We start from the raw sequence: 18,071 nt of genomic DNA, 5'->3' as shown, positions 1-18,071 counted from the left end.
GAAAACAGCTCCTTTTTTCCCCGCTGGGGCTCACTCCCCGCCGTAGACGGAGGGCTTCAAAATGCCCACATAGGGCAGGTTTCGATACTTTTCTGCGTAGTCCAGGCCGTATCCCACCACAAAGGCGTCGGGGATCTCAAAACCCACATAGTCGGCCACAATGGGCTGGGTGCGCCGCTCGGGCTTATCCATCAGGGTGCAGATACGGATGGAGGCGGGCTTGCGGGCCTTCAAAATTTCCATGAGGTAGTACAGGGTGTTGCCCGAGTCCAGAATGTCCTCCACAATGATGAGATCCCGGCCCTCGATGGAGTCGGACAGGTCCTTCTTGATTTCCACCTGACCGGAGCTCTTGGTGCCGGCCCCGTAAGAGGACACGGCCATAAAGTCCACCGTCACCGGAAGGTCAATGGCCCGGGTCAGGTCAGCCATGAAAATGTAGGAGCCACGGAGCACTGAGGCCAGTACAGGCTCCTTCCCGGCGTAGTCGGCGGTGATCTGTGCGCCCAGCTCTTTCACCCGCTCCCTCAGCTGCTCTTCGCTATACAGAATGGATTCCACGTGTTCATGCATGGTCTTCGTTCTCCTTTGTTATGGTAATATATCGGGCAGGCTGTCCGGGGGCCGCCAGAAAGTCCGCATCCACCCCCAACAGCGCCACCGCTGCCACACGCTCCCCCTGGGCCAGCACCGGAAGGAATTGGCGCAGAGAAGCGGGGATTTTTTTCTCCATCATGAGTTTTTTCACCGTCTTGGTGGGTCGCTTGGGTAATTGCAAGGTGTCCCCCACTTGGCGGGAGCGAAGGGTATAGTCCCCGGGTGTGAGCCACAGCCCTTTCCCAGGGGTTTGGGGACATACCGCCGGGTGACATTCCACCCGCCATTCTCCCCATACCGTGCATCCGTCCTTCAGGGCAACCGGCAAAAGCTCCTCCACCTCTCCCATCGGGGTGATGGTGAGGTAGTCCCAGCTTTTTCGGGCGGTGTATCCAGGTACATACAGCCGTGCCCCGCTCTGCCCCTCTGCCATGAGCCCATACAGCCCATCCAGATAGGTCTGGGACGGGTGGATGTGCAACTGAGTGAGCATCTGGGCCAGACGCCGCATCACCAAGGGTTTGGGCTGGGCCAGCAGCTGGGGAATGTCCAGCACTACCCCGTCCCCTTCTTCCGTAACCCCGGTCACATCCTGGGCCAAGGTGTCCAGAAGCTGGGCATCCTCCCGCAGCTTAGCTGCCGCCTGGGCGATGTGGCGCACCGCCTGGGGGTTGAGCTGCTCCAAGAGGGGCAACACCTCATGGCGCACCCGGTTGCGGGTGTAGGCGGGGTCGGCGTTGCTCTCGTCCTCCACATGGGGGACGTGATATCGGCTCACATACGCCTCCACCTCTCCCCGGGTCACCTCCAGCATAGGCCGGATGAGCATCCCCTGCCGGGGCTGAATGCCCCGCAGACCCCGCAGACCAGAGCCGCGGATCAGGTGCATGAGCACCGTCTCTGCCTGGTCCCCGGCGTGGTGGCCAGTGGCCAGAAGGGTGTACCCCTCCCGGCGGGCGGTCTCGTAGAGAAAGGCGTAGCGCATGGCTCGGGCGGTCTCCTCCACCCCCTGCCCCCTGCGGACAGCCTCCCGGGGCACGTCGCCGTGGCCCACGAAAAGGGGGATGTGGTGAGACTCACACCAGACGCGGACAAACTCCTCCTCCTGGGCGGAGGAGGCCCGGATGCCGTGGTGGTAGTGGGCTGCGCCCACCTGGTAGCCGCCCTCCTCTGCCCCCTCCACCAGACGGCAGAGCAGGTACATGGAGTCGGCGCCCCCGGACAGAGCGCACAGCACCTTGTCCCCCGGGGCAATGAGATGATAGGAAAAGCCCATCAGTAGTCCTCTTCGTCGTAGTTATAGGCCAGATTGCGGAAGGTGGTGAACTCCGGCCGCCACTCCAGCATGACGGTGCCCGTCTCGCCGTGGCGGTTTTTGGCCACGATGCACTCGGCCACGTTGGGGTTCTCCGTGTCGTCCTCGTAGTAGCTCTCTCGATAGATGAACATGACGATGTCGGCGTCCTGCTCGATGGAGCCGGACTCACGCAGATCGGAGAGCATGGGGCGACGCTGGCCCGCCGAGCGACTCTCATTGGCACGGGACAGCTGGGACAGACAGATCACCGGCACGTTGAGCTCCTTAGCCATGAGCTTCATGGAACGGGAGATGTCGGAGACGATCTGCTGGCGGTTGTCGCTGGCCCGGGTGGGGCCTCCGGCGGAGGTCATCAGCTGGAGGTAGTCCACGATGACCAGACCCAAATCCTTGATGCGGCGGCACTTGGCGTTCATGTCCGCTACAGACAGAGAGGAGTCGTCATCCATGTAGATGTTGGCCTGGCTGAGGGTGGCCACGGCCATGGCCAGTCGGGACCACTCCTCCTCCCCCACAATGCGGCCGGTGAGTAGTTTTTTGTTGTCAATGAGGCACTCGGTGGAAATCAGGCGCAGACCCAGCTGCTCCCGGCTCATTTCCAAGGAGAAAATGGCCACGCTCTTGCCCGAGTGTTTGCCCGCCTCCAGGCCGATGTTCAGGGCCAAGGAGGTCTTACCCATGCCGGGTCGGGCAGCGAGAATCAAAAGGTCTGAGTTGTTTAAGCCGGAAATCCGGCGGTCCAGGTCAATGAGGCCGGTGGAGATGCCGGGGAACTCCGCCCCGTTCTCCTGCCGCTCCTTGATGGTCTCCCACACCTGGCTCATCACCGTGGCGATGTGGGCCATGCCCTGGGCGGAACGGCCCTGGCGGATGGCGTAAATCCGCTGTTCGGCGGCCTCCAAAATCTGCTGGGCGGTGCCGCTTTCGCTGCGCACCATCTCCTCCAGCTCCCCGGCTGTCTCTCCCACCCGGCGCAGGAGGGCTTTGTCCGAGACGATGTTCACATACTCCATGACGTTGGCCGCCGTGGGCGTGATCTCCATGAGCTGGCGCAGGTAACCCACCGAGGTGTTCTCGTCGTACACCCCCGCCTGCTTCATGCGGTCCAGTACCGTCACCGGGTCGATGGTCTCGAAGCGGTTGAACATGGTGAACAGCACCTGGTACAACTCCCGATTTTGGCGCAGATAGAAGTCATCGGGGGTAAGCCGGGCCACCACGTCGGGAATACACCGGTCGTCGATGAGCATGGAGCCCAGCACTGCCTGTTCCGCCTCCACCGAATGGGGCATGCGCAAGCCATTCAATTCGTCCATTTTCATCCCTCCCAGCTATGTGTTACAGGTGTAAGGTTACTGCTGCTCGGTCACCATCACGCGGACGGTGCCAGTGATCTCATAGCCCAGCTTGCACTTGACCTCGTAGGTGCCAAAGGCCTTGATGGGGTCGGCCAGCACCAGCTTGGTCTTGTTGATGTCGATGTTGTACTGCTCCTTGAGGCCCTCGGAAATCTCCTTGCTGGTCACCGAGCCAAACAGGCGGCCGCCCTGGCCAGCCTTGGCCACGATCTTCACCGGGCACTCCTTCAGATGGTTGGACAGCTCCAGAGCGGCAGCGCGCTCCTCGGCCTCCTTGGCACGGCGGGCCTTGTCCTGCATCTTCATGGTGTTGATGTTCTCGGCGCTGGCCTCCACCGCCAGCTTGCGGGGAAGCAGGAAGTTGCGGGCGTACCCGTCGGAAACCTCCACCATCTGGCCCTTCTTGCCGTGGCCCTTCACGTCCTGTTGTAAAATCACTTTCATGATGTGTTCCTCCTAGATAAATTGTTTGCTTAAAAGAAGGACGTTACTCCTCCTCTTCCCCCATCTCCTCCGGGTCGTCGGTCTTGAAGTACCGCTCCAGAGTGGCCATGAGGGATTCCGTCACTTGCTTCAACGTCTGCCCCGTGATCTGGGCTCCGGCTGCTCCGGCGTTGCCGCCGCCGCCCAGAGCCTCCAAAATCACCTGGACATTGGTGTCGTTGATGCTGCGCGCCGACACCACCACCCGGTCTCCGTCTGGGTAGAGCACGAAGGAGGTGTTGATACCAGCAATATTCAACAGCTCATCGGCTGCCTGGGCAGCCGTGACCCGATTGACGGTGTGGTCTACCGGCGCAATGGCGATGTCCTGCCGGTACATTTTGGCGTTTTGAATGATGCCATACTTGGCCACCGTGTCGGCCAGGTCGGTCTGGAACATTTTCTTCACCTCACCGGTGTCGCCGCCGGCCCGGCGCAGGAAGGCGGCGGCCTCAAAGGTACGCCCGCCCGTGCGCATGGTGAAGTTTTTGGTATCCAGCATCAGGCCCGCCATCATGGCCTCCGCCTCGCCCCGCAGCAGATCTCCCGGCTCCATGAGGTAGCTGAGCAGCTCGCTGACCAGCTCGCAGGTGGAGGAGGCATAGGGCTCGTGGAAGTACAGCGCGCCCCCCTCGATGTAGGTGGCAGCCCGACGGTGGTGGTCGATGACCGCCACCTTGTTACAGGACTGGAGCACCTCTCGGCTGGCCACCTGCTCGGGACGGTTGGTGTCCACCACCACCAGCAGGGACCGGGAATCCGCCTTCAACAGGGCCTCCTGGGTGTACAAAAACAGGTTTTTATACTGCTCCATCCCCTCCAGCTTCCGGTACAGCTGGTCGGCGGGGGTGGGGCCGCTCTCCCGGACGATGTAGTGGGGCACGCCCTTTTTCCGGGCAATGGCACACACACCCACGGCAGCGCCCACCGCGTCCATATCGGCAGCGGCGTGGCCCATGACGAACACGCAGGAGGCGTCCGCCACCAGCTCGCCCAGGGCGGAGGCCATCACGCGGCTTTTTACCTTGGTGCGCTTTTCCGTCTCCTTGGCCCGTCCGCCGAAGAACTCGAAGTTGAAGCGGTTTTTCACCACCGCCTGGTCGCCGCCACGGGACAGAGCCATCTCCACGGACAGGGAAGCAAAGCGGAACAGCTCTGCCGGGGTCTCCCCGTCCACGCCAAGCCCCACCGACAGGGTCACGGGGATGCCGCTGGGGGTCTGCACCTGCCGAACACTGTCCAGAATGGAGAACTTCTCCTCCTTGTAGCTCTGCAAGTACTGCTCCTCAAAGATGTAGAGGAAGCGGTCCCGGTCCAGGCGGCAGAAGATACCACCCACATCTCCCATCCACTGGGTGAAGCGCTGGTTGATCTCCGCCAGCATGTTGGAGGCCACGTTTTCCGGCAGCCCCTTGATGGTGTCCTCATAGTTGTCCAGCAACAAAATGGCCACCACAGGCCGGGTGGCCTGGTAAATTTCCTTCAGATTGCTGGCCTCGGTGACGTCCAGCCAATAGGTGGTGGCCAGCAGGCTTTCCCGGCCATCCTCCTGGGTGCGGCCCACGTTGCCAAACACCTGGTAGCGGCGACGGCCCAAAGGCACCTCGTGGGGGCACTCGTGCTTGCCCTCCAGCAGCCAACGGCTGTCAAACTGAGGCACTAAGTCGGTGAGTTTGGTGTCAAACAGCCGTCCCCGGTCCCCAGACAGGTGGAGAAAGCGGTCGTTGGACCACACGATCTCCTCGGTATCCGGGCGGAACATCACCACCGGCAGAGGGCAGTTCAAGGTGCTGTCCCGGGTGGCCTCGTCCACACTGCCCAACAGCTGATCCAGATAACGGGTGGCCTCCCGGCGGCGCTGCAAGGATGCCCGCAGGTACACCAGGTAAAGCACCAGCACCACCGCCGCCTGTCCCAACGCCACCTCCGTCTCCCCCATTAGGGCAGTCATGGCGGCAAAGACAATCATAACCAAAAAATACAGGCCAAATCGGGGGCCCAGCAATCGGGACAATGTCTGGTTCATCTCATCCACTCCTTTTTGTCCCAACATGTATGATTTCAACGGTATCCTTCCGGGTGTTTGGGCCTCATTTTGCCCCAAATCCCCATGAAAATACAAAATCCCATATAGATGAATCATTATATCAAATTCCCGCTCTAAAAACAAGGGAAGGGATGGAGAAATGGCAATGAAAATGGAAGCAGACTGGTATGGCTGGGCAGATTCGGAAAAAATGCCATTGCACATTATGCCTGCAGTTGCTATAATAAATGCCATCATCCATAGTAGGTATTTGCCTGTTTGAACTTCTGCGCGAGCCGGTCTTCTCGGTTGGCGCAATCTTCTCACCAGATGCTTTTACCGCTTTACTGTGTAAAGGAGACGAGTTCCATGCTGGATATTCAAGTGAACCTGGCTGCTCAGCGCAAGCCTCTGCCCGACCCTGACACCCTGAAATTCGGTAAGACCTTTACCGACCACATGTTTTTGATGAACTACGATGCCGGCCAGGGCTGGCACGATGCCCGGGTGGTACCCTACGGCCCTTTGTCCATGGAGCCCTCCTGCATGGTATTCCACTACGCCCAGGAGATTTTTGAAGGGCTCAAGGCCTATCGTACCCCCGAGGGGAAGGTGCAGCTGTTCCGCCCGGTGGAGAATGCCCGACGTTTGAACTCCTCCTGTCAGCGTTTGTGCATCCCCGAGATCCCCGAGGAGGATTTTGTCCAGGCCGTCAAGGCTCTGGTGAAGGTGGACGAGGCCTGGGTACCCCATAAGCTGGGTACCTCCCTGTACATCCGCCCCTTCATCATTGCCACCGACTGCTCCCTGGGCGTCCACGCCTCCCACAGCTACCTCTTCGCCATCATCTGCTGCCCCGTGGGCGCCTACTATCCCGAGGGCATCAACCCGGTGAAGATCTACGTGGAGAGTGAGGACGTGCGCGCCGTCAAGGGCGGCACCGGCTACACCAAGTGCGGCGGCAACTACGCCGCCTCCATTCGGGCCGGAGAGCGGGCGGAGGCCCAGGGCTACTCCCAAGTGCTGTGGCTGGACGGCGTACACCGCAAGTACATCGAGGAAGTGGGCGCCATGAACGTGCTGTTCAAGGTAAACGGCACCGTCATCACCCCCCAGCTCACCGGCTCGGTGCTCCCCGGCATCACCCGCAAGAGCTGCCTGGAGCTTTTGAAGGATTGGGGCATCCCCGTGGAGGAGCGGCTCATCACCGCCCAAGAGCTGTTTGATGCCGCCAAGGCTGGCACCCTGGAAGAGGCCTGGGGTACCGGCACCGCCGCTGTGGTCTCCCCCATCGGCCTGTTGGCCTGGGAGGAGCAGAAGGTAGAGGTCAGCGGCGGCAACATCGGCGCGCTGACCCAAAAGCTGTACGACACCCTCACCGGTATCCAGTGGGGCACCTTGCCCGACACCCACGGCTGGGTGGTACCTGTAGAATAAGATTCAAAAAGGACGCTGCACACTGGGTGCAGCGTCCTTTTTTGCTCTTTTTATTTCTGATAGGCCTTGGCCGCTCCTACAAAGCCCCGGAACAGAGGGTGGGCACGGTTGGGTCGGGATTTCAGTTCGGGGTGGAACTGGCCTGCCACAAACCAGGGATGGTTGGGCAGCTCCACCATCTCCACCAGCCGCCCATCGGGAGACAGGCCGGAGAGCACCAGGCCCGCCTTTGTCAACTCCTCCCGGAAAGCGTTGTTGAACTCGTAGCGGTGGCGGTGGCGCTCCTGGATGTCCAGGGTGCCGTAGATGTCAGCCGCCCGGGTGCCCGCCTGCAGGCGGCAGGGATAGCTGCCCAGACGCATGGTGCCGCCCAGGTCGGTGACCCCCACCTGATCGGGCATCAGGTCAATGACGGGATGGGTGGTGGCGGGGTTGAGCTCCGAGGAGTGGGCATCCGTCATGCCGCACACATGCCGAGCAAACTCCACCACCGCCAGCTGCATACCCAGGCAGATGCCCAGGAAGGGGATGTTGTTCTCCCGGGCGTAGCGGATGGCATTGATTTTACCCTCCACGCCACGGTCCCCGAAGCCACCGGGCACCAGAATGCCCTGAACCCCGGCCAGAATCTGGGCGGCGTTGTCCTCGGTCACCGTCTCCGAGTCCACCCAGCGGATGTTCACCTTCACGTCGTTTTCAATGCCGCCGTGGGTGAGGGCCTCCACCACGGACAGATAGGCGTCGTGGAGGGAAACATACTTGCCCACCAGGGCAATTTCCACGGTGTCCTTCACGTTCTTGGCCCGGTGCACCATGGTGGCCCACTCGGTGAGGTCAGGAGCGTGGCAAATGAGCCCCAAGCGGCGCACCACCACGTTGGCCAGTCCCTCCCGCTCCAGCATCAGAGGCACCTCGTAGAGGATATCGGCGGTGAGGTTGGGAATGGCGTTTTCCACGGGAATGTTACAGAAAAGGGCGATCTTATCCAGAATCTCCTGGGGCACCGGGGCGTCGCTGCGGCACATGATGACGTCGGGCTGAATGCCCAGGCTCAAAAGCTCCTTGGCCGAGTGCTGGGTGGGCTTACTTTTCAGCTCTCCAGAGCCGGGGATGGAGACAATGAGGGAGACGTGAATGAACATCACGTCCTGCCGGCCTCGCTCGGCAGCCACCTGACGGATGGCCTCCAGGAAGGGCTGGGACTCGATGTCGCCCACGGTACCGCCGATCTCCACAATGGCCACGTCGGTGTCGGGGCCTTCCAGGGAGTAGATGTTGGCCTTGATCTCGTTGGTGATGTGGGGGATGATCTGCACCGTGCCTCCCAGGTAATCTCCCCGCCTCTCCCGATTGAGGACGTTCCAATACACTTTGCCCGAGGACACCGAGGAGTTAAAGGTGAGGTTTTCGTCAATAAATCGCTCGTAGTGGCCCAAATCCAGATCGGTTTCCGCCCCGTCGTCGGTGACGAACACCTCGCCGTGCTGGTAGGGGCTCATGGTGCCCGGGTCCACGTTGAGATAGGGGTCCAGCTTCTGCACCTTCACCCGCAGGCCCCGCTGTTTCAGCAGACGACCCAGGGAAGCGGCAGTGATCCCCTTTCCCAGTCCAGACACCACGCCGCCGGTGACAAAGATGAATTTTGTGCTCATAGCCATGTGTGCTTCCTCCTTCGGACAGGAAGATGCGCCCTTGCGCCAGACCCCATTGCCCGGCCCTGTCAAAAAATCATACGCAATATTTTACCCCCGCCCCCCGGAATTCGTCAAGGCATTTGCCTTCCAATTTCCGGGTGGGGCAGGGGTTTTCTTTCATCCAATTCAGACAGATTCAGCCTTTGGCGTGCAGGGCTGCCATGATGCGCCGCTTGTACTCCAGAAATTCCGGGGTCAGATTGAAATCCACATGCCGGGGACGAGGGGCCTCCACCACGATCTCCTCCCCCACCTGCCCGTCTATGAGCAGATAAATGCGGTCGGAGAGGAGGATGGCCTCGTCGATGTCGTGGGTGATAAACAGGGTGGAGAGGCGAATCTCGTCCATCACCTTCAAATACCACTCGTGCACCGCCCCCTTGGTCAGGGTGTCCAGAGCGGAAAAGGGCTCGTCCAGCAGAGCCACATTGCGGGAAAAGAGATAGGTGCGCAGCAGAGCTGCCCGCTGGCGCATGCCGCCGGACAGCTGACCCGGCCACATCTTTTCCGTGCCCTCCAGCCCAAACTGGGGGAACAGGGCCACAGCCTGGGCTCTGGCTTCCTTCTTCTTCACCCCCCGCAGCATCAGGGGAAGGGCCACGTTGTCCTCCACCGTGCGGTAGGGCAGCAGCAGGTCCTTTTGCAGCATGTAGCTGATGTGCCCAGGCTGCCCGGTCACATCCTCCCCGTCCAGAAAGACCTGCCCTTCATCGGGGTGGAGCAGGCCGGAAATGACGTTGAACAGCGTGGTTTTTCCTCCGCCGCTCACGCCCAGCAGGCACACCAGTTCCCCCTCCTTGAGGTGGATGGAGACGTTGCGCAGCACCTGCTTGTCCCCAAAGGACAGGCTGACGTTTCGTACTTCCAGCTTATTCACGGTCACTTCTGGGGCAGATAGTCGTTGGTGAATCCGGCGTTGGGGTCTACGGTACCATCCAGCAGCTGGTTGTCGTTGAGCCAGGTAAAGAAGCCGCTCCAACGGTCGGCGTCAAATTCGCCCCAACGCTCCGCGTCCGCCTGATACTGCTCGGCCAGGTACTTCTGGCTTTCCACCACCAACTCCTCGTTGCTGGCAAGCTCGGGGGCGGCATCCATGAGAATCTGGGCGGCCTCCTCGGGGTTTTCCATGGCGTACTCATAGCCCTTTGTCACCGCAGCCAGGAAGGCCTTGGACTCCTCCTCATGCTCGGTCAGATAGGTGTTGTTGCCGATGATGACGGGGGTGTAGAAGTCAAACACCGGGTCGATGTCGGCAAAGGCGAAATAGTCGGTGTCCAGGCCCGCCACCTGGCAGGCGATACCCGCCCAGCCGTAGTAAATCCAGATAGCGTCCACGGACTTGCTCTGCAGGGCGGACACCTCGTCGGTAACGGTGGAGGGGATGAGCTCCACCTTGCTGAAGTCGCCGCCGTCGGCCTCCATCACCTGCTGGATGGTGGCCTTCTCCACAGGAAGATCCCAAGTGGCATACTTGTGGCCCTCCAGGCCCTTGGGAGTGTCCATACCCTCTCCAGCCCGGGAGATGATGCCGGAGGTGTTATGCTGAATCATGGCCGCCACGGCGGTGATGGGCAGGGGGTCATCCCCAATGAGGCCGGGGGCAATGTAGTCCTGGAAGGACACACCGAACTGGGCCTTCCCCGAGGCCACCAGCACCTCAGCCCCGTCCTCGGGAGGCTGCACCACTTCCACCTCCAGGCCTTCCTCGGCAAAATAGCCGTTGGCGATGGCCACATAGATGCCGGTGTGGTTGGTGTTGGGGGTCCAGTCCAGCACAAAGGTGATCTTCTCCAGCTCCTCCTGCTGGCCCTCGGATTTGGGCTGGCAAGCGGACAAGGTGCCCACCATACCCACAGCCAGAACTCCGGCCAGCATGGATTTCTTCCAATTCTTCACGTCAAGTCCTCCTCTTTTTCTCATCCAAACGGCGATACGGCATGCACCGCCGCTCCAGCCATCCCACCAGTGCCATCAAGGCCAGGGACAGCGCGGAGATCAAAAAGATCACCGCAAACATCTTGTCAAAGGCAAAGGCCTTTTTCACCCGGGTCATGTACACCCCCAGGCCGCCAAAGCCTCCCAGCCACTCGCTGATCACCGCGCCCACAATGGAGTAGGCCGCGGCAATGCGCAGTCCGGAAAAGAACTGAGGCAGAGCCCAAGGGCATTTCAGGTAGCGGAAAATCTGCCACCGCCCCGCTCCCATGGAGCGCAGCAGCCCCACCGCGTCGGGGTCCACACTGCGGAACCCGTCCAGCAGGCCCACCGCCACCGGGAAAAAGGTGACCAAAACCACCAAAATTACCTTGGGGGTCATCTCATACCCAAACCACAGCACCAACAAAGGAGCAATGGCCACCGTGGGGATGGTCTGGGTGATGACTAAAATGGGGTAAAAAATCTTGTAGAGGATTTCAAAGGCATCCATGGCCACGGCAAAGACAAAGCCCACCAAAATGCCAATGAGCAGACCCAAAAATGCCTCTTGCAAGGTGATGACGAGATGCTCGCCCAGGGCGGGGGCATCCTCCACAAAGGCGGTGACCACCTGTACCGGGGAGGGCAGCATGTAGCTGGGCACCAGGCCAGACACACACACCAGCTGCCACACCACCAGCAGCACCGCCACCCCGGCGATCCCAGGCAGCTTAGCCCTGGTGGTGCTTGGTAACCTTCTGGTCAATGGTCAAAATCTCCCCTTCCGGCTCATAAACCACCTTGATGTAGGCGGACACCTTGGGCGCGCCCGCCCGGACGGCCACATGCTGGCACTCCTTGACGATGTCCATGAGCTGGTCATAGTTGTCCCCCTCAATGGTGGTCTCAAAGGGGCCTACATAATAATTCAGGCCGGTGGAACGGATGTAGTCGATGACCTCATCCACCATGCGCACCAGTTCCTGGTCATTGTCCGCCTGGGGCAGACTCTGAATGGCAACACTTGCTCTCATCGCTTTTTCCTCCATTTGCATAAAATTTCATGCGAAACATAACGCACCGCGAAAACTGAGCAAAATCAGCTGTGCATGAAGTTTTGCGCAGCATTTCCGGTTGCCTCGAAGAGGCGAGGAAATGGCGCATTGATGGTTTTTGCTATGCTTTTGCATAGCAAAATACCCCGCCGGGAATACCGGCGGGGTATTTGGACACAAAGACACCAAAACTCCCTACGCTGGCATGACCCAGATCAGGTTAAGGGTCGCAGGACACACCTGCCTCTCAGCTCCTTTCTCGGAACTCCCCTGTCGACATGTCAGTTTAGTCCTTTTTTCCCACTTTGTCAACGAAAATCTCACTCCAAGTACCCTTTGGCCACCTTGCGGCCCTGCCAAGCCTCTTGGTTTTGGTTCACCCAGGATTGGGTGCGGGCCTGGAGCAGCATCCGCCGCCCCTGGGGGGTGCGGGTGTACACCAGTTGGAACCGGCCGCCCAGCACCCGCTTCAGATGCCGCTGAAGCACCACAGCCCGCTCCTTCTGCCGTCCAAACACCTCCGGTACCCCGTAACATTCTCCGCTGCCCTGCCGTTTGGGAACCATCAGGTAGCGGGGGTTGTCAATGACCCCCCACATCTGTCTCATGCAGGTGGCAAAGGTGGTCTTATCCCGCATGCTTCCCCCTTGCAGCCAGGTGCGAATGGCTCCATCACCCAGCTGCTCCACCTGCACCCGGCACCCCTTGGGGTCGTCCAGCTCTCCCAGCTCCAGGAGCGCCGCCAGCACCACGTTCCCCAACTGACCCATACGCCGGGTGGGAGTGGCGCAGTGCAGCAACCGGGGGCCGTGGTACACACTCAGCACCACCCCGGCCAGCACGCCCCCGCACAGGAGGAGGAAATTTCCGCTGATGGCCCCGTAAACGCCAGCCACCGCCACTAAAAACAGACCCAGCAGCTCCCCAGTCAGGGCACGGCGGAACACATATGGGGCGGGAACCCGGGACTTGGGCACACTCTGGGTGTCCTCCATGTCCAGCACCCCGTGAATGTCGTTGAGGGCACTCATCCACCGGCCCCGCAGTCCCCCACGGTCAGCAGCCCGACACAGCATCACCCCGTTGACTCCATCCACCTGGCTGGGATGGTCCACCGGAGGGATGTTCAGCCGCTGGATGCCGCTTTCGATGATATTTTCCCGCCAGGACACCCCCAGGAAGGCATCAAACCGCCGCTCCAGGGTGGGATAATCCCCGGCCAAATACACCTGTCCCGTGCGGGGGTCTTTCTCCTGGTAAACACAGGCCAGGTGCCAAATGTTGCCCGTCTTGTCCGGGTTTCTGCCGTCGGTGCGGATGGTGCGCCCCCGCATCTGGTTGCTGAGCATAAACGAGCCCACATAGGTGGCCAAAATCAGGGTGTTGACGCAGGGAGCGTCCCACCCCTCCCCCAACAGGGATTTGGTGCCCACCAGGGCATGGATGTCCCCCTGCTCAAACAGCTGGGTCACCGCCACCACCACATGGGAGGTGCATCCCTTCATGGAAAGCCGGCCATAACCGGTGTTCCCCATGGGGATCAGGTCGCACGGGCCCAAACAAGCCTCCAACTTTTCCTTGGTGTCCAGGGGCAACAGCACCACCGAGCCGCTCAGGCAGCCCAGGCGCAGCCCGGGCAGGGCCATACGCCGCAGCCGCTCAAAGATAGGTACTGCCCCCAGCTCCCCATGCAGGGCCCCGTCGTTGCCCACCAGGGGGAGCATTTCCTTTTTAATGTAGTCGCACAGCACCAGCAGCCGCAGCTGGTCCCCCAGAGCCTCATATTCCCCCGCCGTAATGTGGCCGATGCTGCGCAGCTTGCCCTGGCTTTTCATCAGCTGCTTTTGCAGGGCCTCGTCCATGGTCAGGGAAACCCGGTTGCGCCCCAGACACCCGGCGGTTTTCAGCGCCTCCACCAGATACTCCCGGTACTTCTCGTCCATGGTGAAAGACTGGGCATCGTCAAAGAGCAGCCCTTGGAGCAGGGCACCCAGGTATACATCATCCAACGGAGGCAACAAATCCGGAGCCCCCAGAATTTCCTTCAACCGCCGGGAAAAGGGAATGCCCTGGGCCTGACAGTACATCAACAGGGCGGCAAAATACTTGGGATGTTCCAAAAATACCTCACAGTATTCCTCCGGCTGTTGCAGCCCTGGGTGAGAGGCCACCGCCTGCATCAGCCGCTCGTCTTCCATCAGCCAGTCCCGCAGCTGTCCCACCCGCTGGTAATGGGCCTGAATGGCGGACACCTCCTGTTGGGTGGGCCAGTTGAAGTAGATGTAGTCCTCGTGAGGGCACAAACTGCCCTCCCGCACCAGCTCCGGGGTAAATATCTCCTCGTCGATGGGGCCGCACAGATCGGTGTACCGCTTCCACTGGGCGGGGGTGCTGTCGTAGGGGGGTGTGGCGGTGAGGGAAATGATGGTGACCTCCCCCATCTCCCGGACAAACCCCTCCAGAGCTTTCCACCACTCGCTTCTCAGGTGGTGGGCCTCATCCAGGCACAGGGTGCGCACGCCGGCCCGTTTCACCTGGTCCAGCAGGCGAAAGTCGCGGAAATCCACCGTTTCCCCCGCCGAAGGCGCATCTTCTCCGTCTCCATCCTCCAACTGCCCCTGAAACTGTTTGGATGCGCTGTACAGGGCCTGATAGGTGATGGCGGTGATGGGGCGCATGTCTTTCAGGTCGTTGGACAGCAGCTTCTGGGGGTCGTTGCCCTCCACCAGAAAGCTCTGGGTGATGCGCTCCAACCACTGCTGGCGGATGGTGATACTGGGGGACAAAATGAGGCAGGGCTGCCCTAAGCGGCGGATGAGCTCAATGCCAAGGGTGGTTTTTCCCGAGCCGGGAGAGGCCACAATGTGGATTTTCCCGTCCGCCAAATACCGGCCGGATCGGTCCAGCACCCGCTGTTGGTACCCTCTCCAAGTGCCTTTGAATTGCAGCACCCCGTCATATGAATTTTGCGCCATAAAACTCCCCCCGATCCACTGGCATACCTATTTTCTTATACCATACCAATTCCCCGATCATTTGGCAATGGCAGATAAAAAACAAAAATCCCGAATGAGAAAGCATTCGGGATTTTGGGAACATCGCAACAGTATAGATGCCAGCAGCTTCCAAGCTTGCACCCAAAACCAAATCGAAGCCCAGCGCAGCGGGTTCGATTTGGAAAGGAGGAGCAGCGGCGTGAGCTTGCTCTGACTTTTATAAAAAAGTCGGAGCAAGCGATACATAGCTTGCTCCGACGTGGGAAGCGTTGACAAAAAAGATACCAGCTGAAAATGAGACTTCTGGATTCAGAAGAGATTCATCTTCGTTTTTATAGTATGATCTTCTGATTTTTTTGGAGGTCTCATTCTTGAGTTCCAAATTCCGAGTTATGTTATTAATTACAGAAATTAGTCCGCAAGTAGTCGTTTAAAATTATGATAAACAATATACGTAATATTTTGTACCCCAAGAGTATCGCTGATTAGGTCATACGTTGATTGTAAGTCTGTGGGAGTATACCTTTTGGTGCCGATTTTTGAAAATGGGCCATCACTTTCAACGAGTAATCTTTCCATTGGAATCTGTGATAATATTTTTTGGCCGTTAGTTGTTGTACACATACTAGAATTAACTGAAAAATAGTATCCTGCATTTAAAAAATGGTGCATTATTCCAACATTGCCGGAATACCAATGGATAATTGCCTTAGAAACTTTGTGTCTCAGCAAAATTCTGAGCGTATCATATTCAGCCATCCTCGAATGAACACTTAAAAGTTTATTTTGTTCTGCAGATTTACGACAAATAAAGTCGAAAATATTAAGCTGCTTTTGCTTTGTACCAATGAACCTCTTAGAAAAGTCAAGACCAACCTCTCCGATATATTGTGTAGTAGACAGCCCATGTAGAAAGGCGCTTTTAGAAAAATTGACTTCAGAGCTTTGTTGAGGATTATATCCCAATGCAAATTTAACAAATTTGGTTTCGGGATACAGTTTTCTGCAAGAATAGTATACTTCAGGAGAATTTGTTACGCATAAAGTGTATTGCTGCAATTTATTAATTTGATCATACCAATATTTATGATTTTTGTAGTAATCCAAATGAAAATGTGTATCAATTAGATGCATATTCTATCCCTATCATTCGCATAAGATCCTTGTCCCTTGAAAAAAGTTCCAAAAGATCGCTAATAGTCGCTTTGTATAGCCTTAGAAAGGCTAATGACTCTTCCTTCGACAACTGTCCTGTTTGTTTAATTCGTTTTAGTAGCGCTTGATCCGTAGATTTTACTGCCGCGCTGATAGAACTCAGAAGGTCGACCAAATCTGAACGTCTTGAATCCGTTGCAGACAAAATATAGTCATATGAAAGAGCATTAAATGTGTAGTGTTCGTTTGGGACTATCACGTCGAGAAGTGAAGATTGCCGAATTAGACATGGATAACAATATCCGCAATTTTCTGGTTGTGATTTTCCGTGCCAACGCGTATTACAAGGGTGTGAGCATGATATTGTTTTAGACACACAATCAAGAAAGCCTTTGGTATCTTTATGCTCTTGAATCATCTCACGTTTAGTCATAAAAGCATAGGGGTTAATTATTTTGTGACTAATCCCCAACTGTAAAAAAAGCTGATTCAGCATTTTCAAAAAATAGGGATGCGTTGTTCGGGTGCTACAGCTTCCTTTTCTCCCTGGAGTTAGAGGAAGATTAAGGCCAATAAATCCGTTTTCAGGTATGTAAACGGGTGTATTAGCTCCTATTGCTTCAGCGACACAAATCGCAGCGGCTAAGAATAAGAACGATCTACTTCTGCTCGTGTTTTCTGCCGGTAATTTCTCAATTCCTAGTGGCTTATATGCTTTTGCGGTAAACGTAAATAGCATTTTTGATGTTTCTGGAAAACTTTCATTAAAGTGATGTACTATTTCGTTTTGTATCTGTTCAAGCTTTCCGAATTCCTTAAACCCGACAAATATAACGTTTTTGCCCTGTGACAACAATTCATATGCGCCACAATATGAGTCCAACCCTCCTGAAAGAAGGGATACTGCGTCATATTCTTCAAGAGATACTAATTTTTGGGGAGGTCGTTTATGATTATCTTGGTAACGATTAGTAGGTTCACATTCTCTGAAATCAATTGTCCAAATATCTCCCGAAAGAAATGAGAGCATTTTTTCTAAGCTGGTACGCACTGAATTCCAATGAGAATATTCTATAACCGGAATAGAAAGATGTAACTTACGCGTCCATCCATCGGACGAAAAAGAACGAGATATTCTTTTATCTGCTGCAAACACAGATAATGCGAGAATATATAAATCTTCGCAGATTGGCGATACACTCTGAATGCCAAGTTTTCTGTACCATCCATCACGTATATTTGACGCAATAAGTCCGCCTTTTCCAGGAACATTTAAATTAAATGTAATTGCGTCATTGAAATAAGTACTTTTTTCTTTTTCGATACATTTGTTAATCCAGATTTTCATATGAATCACCATAATATAGTTCCATCAGTTCAAAACCCTTTTTTAATATATCTTGAACTATGGTTTCATTCGAAAGGTTATGTGGATTGATTGAGGCAAGAATCTCACTAGTTAAAGTAAGTTCCATGGTATAGTAAATATAGTCTTGCATTTCTGCAATACGCTGATTTGCTTGAACAATATTAGGGCATTTATTCCGAATTTGCTTATCAAATAATTGTGCAAATTTTAGCTTTGCAAATTGACATACCATTTCCTTAATAAATCCATTAATTTCTATATTATTTAAATCTTCAATCTTTTGAATATTAAGGACAGAAAGGGTTTCAGAAATGCAATCTAAAGCAATAGCATCGTCAATAGTTTCGCCATTGTTAGCAAAATGAAGAGTCAATTCGTTTATTGCATCCTCTGGATCCATGGCTAGTATATCTTCTCGTCCAATGTCTCGAAGAGCGGTGGCGTAACCATTGGAACTGCTATTTGATGCAAAACTTGCAAATCCAGCGAAGACGTGGGCAACCCGGCTATTGGCATATCCTTCGGTGTTTATAGCCTTGGCATATTTTGATGCAGCAGCGCTCTTTACGGCACTTGATGGATTGTTAATATACATAGATACTCCTCGTTTTGCCTGTGCCCAGTGAGGAGTAGACGGGGCAATATATCCTTTAGATGTTCCCATTT

General features: G+C 56.5%; 15 protein-coding genes and 1 riboswitch. Of the genes, 1 reads left to right on the top strand and 14 read right to left on the bottom strand.

The window, feature by feature from the left end:
- Positions 1–30: 30 nt before the first annotated feature.
- From hpt to B5G37_RS06305, 5 genes are read right to left on the bottom strand one after another with little or no spacing between them, the layout of a single operon-like run.
- On the bottom strand, positions 31–573 hold the full coding sequence (gene hpt, locus B5G37_RS06325; RefSeq protein WP_087255582.1) for a hypoxanthine phosphoribosyltransferase: 543 nt from the start codon (positions 571–573) through the stop codon (positions 31–33).
- The gene (gene tilS, locus B5G37_RS06320; RefSeq protein ID WP_087255579.1) at positions 566–1,873 is read right to left on the bottom strand and encodes a tRNA lysidine(34) synthetase TilS; all 1,308 of its coding nucleotides are present in this window, start codon (positions 1,871–1,873) and stop codon (positions 566–568) included. Before tilS ends, hpt begins: the two co-directional genes overlap by 8 nt.
- Entirely contained in the window at positions 1,873–3,231 is a 1,359-nt protein-coding gene (dnaB, locus tag B5G37_RS06315) for a replicative DNA helicase (protein WP_087255576.1), read from the bottom strand. The genes tilS and dnaB overlap by 1 nt, the downstream gene beginning before the upstream one ends.
- 36 nt (positions 3,232–3,267) lie before the next feature.
- Positions 3,268–3,717 (bottom strand): 50S ribosomal protein L9, encoded by a 450-nt coding sequence (gene rplI / locus B5G37_RS06310; protein WP_087255573.1) that lies wholly within the window; start codon positions 3,715–3,717, stop codon positions 3,268–3,270.
- Positions 3,718–3,760: 43 nt separating this feature from the next.
- A complete protein-coding gene (locus B5G37_RS06305) occupies positions 3,761–5,782 on the bottom strand; it encodes a DHH family phosphoesterase (protein WP_087255571.1) in 2,022 nt (673 codons plus the stop codon).
- Positions 5,783–6,151: 369 nt separating this feature from the next.
- Here B5G37_RS06305 and B5G37_RS06300 point away from each other — a divergent pair, with 369 nt between their 5' ends.
- A complete protein-coding gene (locus B5G37_RS06300; RefSeq protein ID WP_087255568.1) occupies positions 6,152–7,219 on the top strand; it encodes a branched-chain amino acid aminotransferase in 1,068 nt (355 codons plus the stop codon).
- A 50-nt stretch (positions 7,220–7,269) separates the two neighbouring features.
- Here B5G37_RS06300 and B5G37_RS06295 read toward each other — a convergent pair whose 3' ends face one another.
- The 9 genes from B5G37_RS06295 to B5G37_RS06260 form a co-directional block, all read right to left on the bottom strand.
- Positions 7,270–8,871 (bottom strand): CTP synthase, encoded by a 1,602-nt coding sequence (locus tag B5G37_RS06295; RefSeq protein ID WP_087255641.1) that lies wholly within the window; start codon positions 8,869–8,871, stop codon positions 7,270–7,272.
- Between the two features lie 178 nt (positions 8,872–9,049).
- Positions 9,050–9,790 carry an ABC transporter ATP-binding protein gene (locus B5G37_RS06290; RefSeq protein ID WP_087255565.1) on the bottom strand — a complete coding sequence of 247 codons (741 nt, stop codon included), beginning with the start codon at positions 9,788–9,790 and terminating at the stop codon, positions 9,050–9,052.
- A 2-nt stretch (positions 9,791–9,792) separates the two neighbouring features.
- Complete coding sequence (locus tag B5G37_RS06285; protein WP_087255562.1) at positions 9,793–10,809, bottom strand: ABC transporter substrate-binding protein; 1,017 nt, start codon at positions 10,807–10,809, stop codon at positions 9,793–9,795.
- Position 10,810: 1 nt separating this feature from the next.
- Positions 10,811–11,596 (bottom strand): ABC transporter permease, encoded by a 786-nt coding sequence (locus tag B5G37_RS06280; RefSeq protein ID WP_087255558.1) that lies wholly within the window; start codon positions 11,594–11,596, stop codon positions 10,811–10,813.
- Positions 11,562–11,864 carry a thiamine-binding protein gene (locus B5G37_RS06275; protein ID WP_087255555.1) on the bottom strand — a complete coding sequence of 101 codons (303 nt, stop codon included), beginning with the start codon at positions 11,862–11,864 and terminating at the stop codon, positions 11,562–11,564. The genes B5G37_RS06280 and B5G37_RS06275 overlap by 35 nt, the downstream gene beginning before the upstream one ends.
- A gap of 196 nt (positions 11,865–12,060) precedes the next feature.
- A riboswitch (TPP riboswitch) is annotated at positions 12,061–12,167 on the bottom strand.
- Between the two features lie 38 nt (positions 12,168–12,205).
- The gene (locus B5G37_RS06270; protein ID WP_087255552.1) at positions 12,206–14,860 is read right to left on the bottom strand and encodes a DEAD/DEAH box helicase family protein; all 2,655 of its coding nucleotides are present in this window, start codon (positions 14,858–14,860) and stop codon (positions 12,206–12,208) included.
- A gap of 432 nt (positions 14,861–15,292) precedes the next feature.
- Positions 15,293–16,015, bottom strand: coding sequence for a TatD family hydrolase (locus B5G37_RS06265; RefSeq protein ID WP_087255549.1), 723 nt, complete (start codon positions 16,013–16,015; stop codon positions 15,293–15,295).
- A complete protein-coding gene (qatC, locus tag B5G37_RS14950; RefSeq protein WP_158099359.1) occupies positions 16,002–17,384 on the bottom strand; it encodes a Qat anti-phage system QueC-like protein QatC in 1,383 nt (460 codons plus the stop codon). The genes B5G37_RS06265 and qatC overlap by 14 nt, the downstream gene beginning before the upstream one ends.
- Positions 17,368–18,069 carry a hypothetical protein gene (locus tag B5G37_RS06260; protein WP_143482884.1) on the bottom strand — a complete coding sequence of 234 codons (702 nt, stop codon included), beginning with the start codon at positions 18,067–18,069 and terminating at the stop codon, positions 17,368–17,370. The genes qatC and B5G37_RS06260 overlap by 17 nt, the downstream gene beginning before the upstream one ends.
- Positions 18,070–18,071 lie beyond the last annotated feature (2 nt).

Origin of the sequence: Pseudoflavonifractor sp. An85, from assembly GCF_002161235.1 — a bacterium.
In the GTDB taxonomy this organism is placed as follows: domain Bacteria; phylum Bacillota; class Clostridia; order Oscillospirales; family Oscillospiraceae; genus Enterenecus.
Note: the sequence above shows the minus strand (reverse complement) of the source record. Positions and strands in the feature narration are given on the sequence as shown.

Coding starts and splice junctions, on each gene's coding strand:
- B5G37_RS06295 (WP_087255641.1), bottom strand. CDS start 8,871: ATGAGCACAAAATTCATCTTTGTCACCGGCGGCGTGGTGTCTGGACTG.
- B5G37_RS06275 (WP_087255555.1), bottom strand. CDS start 11,864: ATGAGAGCAAGTGTTGCCATTCAGAGTCTGCCCCAGGCGGACAATGAC.
- B5G37_RS06265 (WP_087255549.1), bottom strand. CDS start 16,015: ATGCATCTAATTGATACACATTTTCATTTGGATTACTACAAAAATCAT.
- tilS (WP_087255579.1), bottom strand. CDS start 1,873: ATGGGCTTTTCCTATCATCTCATTGCCCCGGGGGACAAGGTGCTGTGC.
- dnaB (WP_087255576.1), bottom strand. CDS start 3,231: ATGGACGAATTGAATGGCTTGCGCATGCCCCATTCGGTGGAGGCGGAA.
- hpt (WP_087255582.1), bottom strand. CDS start 573: ATGCATGAACACGTGGAATCCATTCTGTATAGCGAAGAGCAGCTGAGG.
- rplI (WP_087255573.1), bottom strand. CDS start 3,717: ATGAAAGTGATTTTACAACAGGACGTGAAGGGCCACGGCAAGAAGGGC.
- B5G37_RS06270 (WP_087255552.1), bottom strand. CDS start 14,860: ATGGCGCAAAATTCATATGACGGGGTGCTGCAATTCAAAGGCACTTGG.
- qatC (WP_158099359.1), bottom strand. CDS start 17,384: ATGAAAATCTGGATTAACAAATGTATCGAAAAAGAAAAAAGTACTTAT.
- B5G37_RS06260 (WP_143482884.1), bottom strand. CDS start 18,069: ATGGGAACATCTAAAGGATATATTGCCCCGTCTACTCCTCACTGGGCA.
- B5G37_RS06300 (WP_087255568.1), top strand. CDS start 6,152: ATGCTGGATATTCAAGTGAACCTGGCTGCTCAGCGCAAGCCTCTGCCC.
- B5G37_RS06305 (WP_087255571.1), bottom strand. CDS start 5,782: ATGAACCAGACATTGTCCCGATTGCTGGGCCCCCGATTTGGCCTGTAT.